5 protein-coding genes and 1 pseudogene are annotated in these 5,765 nt (G+C 61.5%); 2 read left to right on the top strand and 4 right to left on the bottom strand.

Annotation, left to right across the window (positions count from 1 at the left end; all coding sequences use genetic code 11):
* Positions 1 to 369: 369 nt before the first annotated feature.
* Positions 370 to 1,680, bottom strand: coding sequence for an ISL3 family transposase (locus MTQ12_RS14625; protein WP_247619201.1), 1,311 nt, complete (start codon positions 1,678 to 1,680; stop codon positions 370 to 372).
* A gap of 167 nt (positions 1,681 to 1,847) precedes the next feature.
* On the opposite strand from MTQ12_RS14625, the gene MTQ12_RS15100 reads away from it, so the two are divergent.
* Positions 1,848 to 1,982 (top strand): hypothetical protein, encoded by a 135-nt coding sequence (locus MTQ12_RS15100; protein WP_282599429.1) that lies wholly within the window; start codon positions 1,848 to 1,850, stop codon positions 1,980 to 1,982.
* Between the two features lie 19 nt (positions 1,983 to 2,001).
* Positions 2,002 to 2,271, top strand: a pseudogene (locus tag MTQ12_RS14620) (MmcQ/YjbR family DNA-binding protein); the annotation flags it as partial.
* A gap of 17 nt (positions 2,272 to 2,288) precedes the next feature.
* Here MTQ12_RS14620 and MTQ12_RS14615 read toward each other — a convergent pair.
* The 3 genes from MTQ12_RS14615 to MTQ12_RS14605 form a co-directional block, all read right to left on the bottom strand.
* Positions 2,289 to 3,329 carry a methionine synthase gene (locus tag MTQ12_RS14615; protein WP_137319981.1) on the bottom strand — a complete coding sequence of 347 codons (1,041 nt, stop codon included), beginning with the start codon at positions 3,327 to 3,329 and terminating at the stop codon, positions 2,289 to 2,291.
* Positions 3,326 to 4,330: a putative oxygenase MesX gene (locus MTQ12_RS14610; protein WP_247619199.1), complete on the bottom strand. Its 1,005-nt coding sequence runs from the start codon at positions 4,328 to 4,330 to the stop codon at positions 3,326 to 3,328. The genes MTQ12_RS14615 and MTQ12_RS14610 overlap by 4 nt, the downstream gene beginning before the upstream one ends.
* Before the next feature lie 1,139 nt (positions 4,331 to 5,469).
* The coding region (locus MTQ12_RS14605) for an integrase core domain-containing protein (protein WP_247619198.1) at positions 5,470 to 5,765 on the bottom strand (296 nt) is incomplete at its 5' end.

Raw genomic sequence — 5,765 nt, 5'->3', positions numbered from 1 at the left:
CCGTCCGATGGACTGCTCACTGACTTTCTCCTTGCGTGCCGCTTCGGCGATGGACATCTCCCCGGCCAGCACGCTCAGCACTATCCGGGTCTTCTTCTCCGCCGGAATCGAGGGTGGTCTACCCATGACTGACTCTCCTTCAGGACCTACATAACGGCCCTGCCACTAAGTCTGACGCGCGACATCGAGACCACCGGGCCGCAGAGGCCTGCGGCGTCGGGGATCAAGGTCGCCTCGATGCGGATGGGCCCGCTGATTGAGGCGCTGACCGCGATCTACAGGAGCTTGGGCTTCGAAGAGGCCACCGCCGGGATGAGGAGGTCCATCAGCAGGTGATCGCCCGGCTGGTCGAGCCCACATCAAATTGGCTCATCGCAGATGAGGGTGTAGGAGGGGCCTGAATCCTCCGGTGTCCAGCAGGGCTCGGGTGATGTAGTTGGCCAGGTTCCGGAAGCCTAGGGCGGTGCCGCGCAGGTGCTCCAGGCGCCCATTGATGGCCTCGGTGGGACCGTTGGATGTGCCTGGCCGGTCGAAGTAGGCCAGGATGTCAGCGGCCCGGCGGTTCAGGGTCCGGCCCAGCTTCTTGACCTCCACCAGCTTGGCCGGGATTCCGCGGCGCAGTGAGGTGATCACCTCCTGCAGTAGCTGTTTGCCGTGGTTCTTGGAGGGGTGTCGGTAGGCGGCGACGATCTTCTGATACACACTCCAGGTCGCTTCGACCTCGACGTGCTCGTCAGCGGTGAACACGCTGGTCAGCTTCCTCTCTTGGGGTTCGGTGAGGAGGTCCGCCCCGGTACGTAGGGTCTTCCGCGCCCCGTAGAGAGGGTCGCCGGTGCGGCCGCGGTGGCCGGTGGTCTCACGCTGAACCCGCTGCCGTGCCTGGTCCAATGCGTCCCCGGCCAGGGCCACCACGTGGAAGGGATCCATCACCGCAACAGCTTCAGGGAGCTCTTCAGCGGTGGCGGTCTTGAACCCGGTGAACCCATCCATGGCCACCACCTCGATCCCCTCCCTGAACCCCTCGCTCTGAGCATCCAGCCAGGTCTTGAACACCTGCTTGGAACGACCCGGGACCATGTCCAACAGCCGGGCAGGGCCGCGGCGTTCCTTCACCGGGGTCAGATCGATGACCACGGTGACATAGTGGGAGCCGCGCCCGGTGTGGCGCCAGCAATGCTCATCAACACCTATGACCTTCACCCCGTCGAACCGGTGAGGGTCCTCAATGAGCAGGTCCCGGCCGGCGGCCAACACGGCGTCGTTGACGGTATGCCAAGAGCAGGCCAGTGCGGCGGCGACCCTTGCGATGCTCATCCTGTCGATCACCACCGACTTCAGGGCCCACAGCACCGCATGCCTGCTCAACTTCGCCCGCGGTGCCGCCGCTGTGGTGGTGTCCTGGCGCCAGACGATGCCACAGTCAGCACATCGGTATCGGCGAACCCGAACCCACAGCACCGTGGGTCGCCACCCCAACGGTAGGTGCGCCAGCTTCCGGACTACCGTGCCCCGCGGCAGCCCCTCTGCGCCACAGTTACGGCACCATGGATCGTCTTCGATGACTCTGCATTCCAGGATGGCCCGGTCGCGGCGGATCTGTTGGCCGGTGACCATCAGGCCGAGGGAGTCGAGGAGGCAGAAGCTGTTGAGGTCAGGGGTGGTGAAAGTAGGCTGGGGCATCGTCGAGGTCTTCTGGATGGATTGGTGTAAGAACCTCCATCTTCGGAAGGCCTCGACCTCTATCCACCTATCGCCACGCCGACCCTGATCCTCATCCCCGCCTCTACACCCTCAAACGCGAAGAGCCATCAAATTTCGACTCACTGTGGGTGATCGAGGAGATGGGCATGGATCCGATCTCCTATGCCACGGTGAAGCGGTGGCTGTCGATCTACGCCACCGAGAAGTTCCGCCGCCGGCTGGCCGCAGCCCTAGAAGCTCAGCACCATCCACGACACCATCCAGGGTGCACACTAACCTGATAAAAGTCGGGTCCGGGGCAAGGTGTTCATGCTCCAGACTGAGGTCACCGGTGAACCGCTGGTGGTCCTGAAAGCCTCACCAGAGGATGCGAGCTTCCTGCGCGAGCACCACAGCCACATCACCCCCGGGTATCACATGAACAAGAAGCACTGGATCACCCTGCATGCCGACGGCGACGTCGACAAACAGATGGTGGACGATCTGGTCACTGAGTCCTACCTTTTGGTTGTGGAGAAGAACCTCCCCCGGCGGGAGTGGCCCGTGAACCCGGAGACCTTCGGCAGCTGACAGGGTGGTGGTCACCCTTAGGCGGCGGGCTCTGTAGAAAGCTCTCTGCGAACGATTTCCGCCCCGGCGCTCAAGGCGCCCAGCTTGGCCCGGGCCACACTACGTGACAGAGGAGCCATCCCACAGTTGGTGGAGGCCCAGAGCTTATCGGCGTCGACAAACTGCAGTGCATTGCGCAGGGTCGCGGCAACCTCTTCAGGTGTCTCCACAGCGGTATTGGCCACATCGATCGCGCCGACCATCAGCTTCTTACCGCGGACCAGCTCGAGAAGGTCAGTGGGCACATGGGAGTTATGGCATTCCAGCGAGACGATATCGAGGCTCGACTTCTGGATCTGAGGGAAGGTCTCCTCGTATTGGCGCCACTCGGAGCCCAGGGTCTTCTTCCAGTTGGTATTGGCCTCAATCCCGTAGCCGTAGCAGATATGCACGGCCGTTTCGCAGCTGAGCCCCTCGGCGGCTCGCTCCAGAGCAGCGATACCCCATTCGTTGACCTCATCGAAGAAGACGTTGAAGGCCGGCTCATCGAATTGGACGATATCTACACCAGCGGCTGCTAGTTCCTTAGCCTCCTGGTTGAGGATCTCGGCGAACTTCCAGGCCAGTTCTGCACGGCTGCCGTAGCGAGCATCGTAGAGGGTGTCGACCATAGTCATCGGCCCGGGCAGAGCCCATTTGATGGGCGCGTCAGTATGTGCTCGTAGGGTCTCAGCATCGGCGACAAAGACCGGACCTTTGCGGGTGACATCATCGACCACCACGGGCACCGAGGCGTCATAGCGGTCTCGGATTCGCACCACCTTGCGGTTCTCGAAGTCCACCCCATTGAGGTTCTCGATGAAGGTTGTGACGAAATGCTGGCGGGTCTGTTCGCCATCGCTGACGATGTCGATTCCCTCGGCCCGCTGGTCTGCCAGGGCCAGGAGCAGGGCGTCCCGTTTGCCCTCGGTAAGGGCTTCGCCCTCGAGTTTCCAAGGTGACCAGAGTGTCTCTGGCTGGGCCAGCCAGGAGGGCTTGGGGAGGCTTCCGGCGGATGTGGTGGGCAGAAGTTTGTTCATGATGTCATTCCCTGAAGTTGGTGGTGGTAGTCCGAGTAGCGAGCAGACCACTGCTCAAGAGTTTTCCCATGCGGGATGATGAGGTTCTCCTGGACGAACCTGCCCTGCTCCGCACCAAGACGAGCACGCTCGTCTCTGTCGTAGACGATCCCGGTTGCCGAGAAGTCCGAGTGCTTCAAGCTGGGCTGATAAGCATCGCCAGCCGGGGTGTTGGCGTTGTAGATCTCAGGCCGGTAGATCTTCTGGAAGGTCTCCATAGTGCTGATCGTGGCGATCAGTTCCAGATTGGTGTAGTCCTCGAGGAGATCACCGAGGAAGTAGAAAGCCAACGGTGCGGCACTCTTGGGCGGCATGAAGTAGCGGACCCGCATGCCCATCTTCCCGAAGTACTGATCAGTCAAGGAGAACTCATCCTGCTGATACTCGACGCCAAGAACGGGGTGCTCATATCCCGTGCGGTGGTAGGTTCTGCTGGTGGAGACGCTGATGCAGATCACCGGCAGCTTGCTGAAGTGTGTGGCGTAGGTGTCTGAGGCGAGGAGGCCCTTGAAGAGATTGCCGTGGAGCTCCCCGAAGTCCTCCGGCAGTGCTGATCCGTTCCTGCTGCATTCGGGAAGCCGGATACTGAAGTCGTAGTCACGCACATAGGAGGAGAAGTTATTGCCCACAATCCCTTCAAAGCGTTCACCTTGTTGAGTGTCCACCACGGTGGTTTGCAGCATTTCGATCACCGGGAATGAGGCGGCACCTTCTTCTGCCTGAAGTTCGATGTTCACCGAGACAATATCGAGCTCAACCCGGTATCGGTCCCCACCTGCGTCCTCCTGCGAGGCCAGCTCATTGCAACGTTCATCAATCATCGCCAGGGCCTTGCGCAGGTTCTGCTGCCGGTTCTCACCACGGGCAAGATTGGCGAAATTGGTCGTCAGGCGGGTGCCTTCCAGAGGCTGGTAGGTCACGTCGAAACGAGTCTTCTCAATGGAGAATGCCACCTCTGTCATCGCAGCAACACCGCCGGGGTCAGAGCAGCCTCGCGCTCAATGTGATGTGAAGAAGAGATCAGACGCATGATGCTTCGCCCGAAGCCAGGCGCTGGGCGCGAAGCTCCGGGCTGCTGTCCTTTCATAGGTCACGCCCCTAGGGAGTCCTCGCATCTGCGAAGACGCACTAGGAGCACACGGCTGTGTACAGGTGTTCGCAGCGGTGCCCGGCCGATTCCTGGCCAGACGCGAGGCTTCGCATACGCGCTGCAGATAAGGGCTTCACCGGCGCTGGAGCACCGTTTATGTTCAGCCCATCGCAGTCATACTAACAATATTGTTCAGTCTCGCGGGAAATGTACTAGCCTGTCGCAATCATGTGGATCCTGCCCGTGCCGCGGCCAAGGGGCACGAGGTAAAGGGAACACAGAGTTCGTCTCGCCGAATCCGCTGCCTGGCTAGAACAGCGGAGAGGCGTACGTGGTGAGGAAGACTGCGTGCATAGGAGGGCGAAGAGCAGGAACGTGGCTCCCATAGCGGACCCACCAGCTGGCTTGTCGGCCATCTCTCTGCGCAACCGCGGACGGGACGGGACGGTGAGGTTCATCGCTGAGAACAGCACCAGGAACCGACCCGACCGGATCCCTGGCTCCACCGAGAACGGAGCCACCACAGGCGGAGAGACTTCGGCCTGCCATAGCATCCGCAACCATCACCAGGGCTTCAGCCCGCTGTGACCAGCAAGCACAGCTAGAGTTTGGCCGCCGGAGGCGGCCCGGGGTTTTCGTGGAGAACGTGATCTTTCTCGGCGAAGGAGCTGTGCGAATGTCCTATCTGAACATTCTTTCCTCGGTGCCTCGGGTATGGATCGGGTGTTTGGCCTGTTACAACGCAGGCCGCCTCACCGGTGATTGATTCGAGGCAGCCACCGCCGATGAAGTCACCCTCGAACGGGTGCATGGTCGGCCCACCTCCCATGAGGAGCTCTGGGTCTTTGACCATGAGGGCCTGCCGGTCACCTCCGAGCTGAGCCCCCAGCATGCAGCTAGGCTCATCGGGCGGATCAACGAGGTCGACCTGACTTTTATCAGGGGGTCTGATTCTGGGGGTCGGCAGCTTGCTGACCTGGGGTTTCTATTAGTGGGTGCACATGTCCCGCGTCAAGTAGTTGGCAGGATTTCCTTGGTTTTGAATGTCGGGGTGGTGGGGTCGGCCAGGCCCAGGTGCACCTCCGTGGGCCGGTTCCATGAGATGGCCTCGTGGGGCCGGAGCTCGTTGTACTCGATCCGGTAGTCCTCGGCCCGCTCGGCGAGCACGAGCGCGTCGTCAATCTCGTCCAGGTAGAGCCGTTCGTACTTCAGCGTGCCGAAGCCGCGTTCACGGGACCCGTTCTGCCCCGGGGTCTTCACTCGGGTGCGCACGTGGTGTAGCTCGGGGTGGGCGGCGATGAAGGACT

This window comes from Brevibacterium sp. R8603A2 (assembly GCF_023072605.1).
Lineage (GTDB): Bacteria > Actinomycetota > Actinomycetes > Actinomycetales > Brevibacteriaceae > Brevibacterium > Brevibacterium pityocampae.
This window is presented reverse-complemented; position numbering and strand designations above follow the sequence as displayed.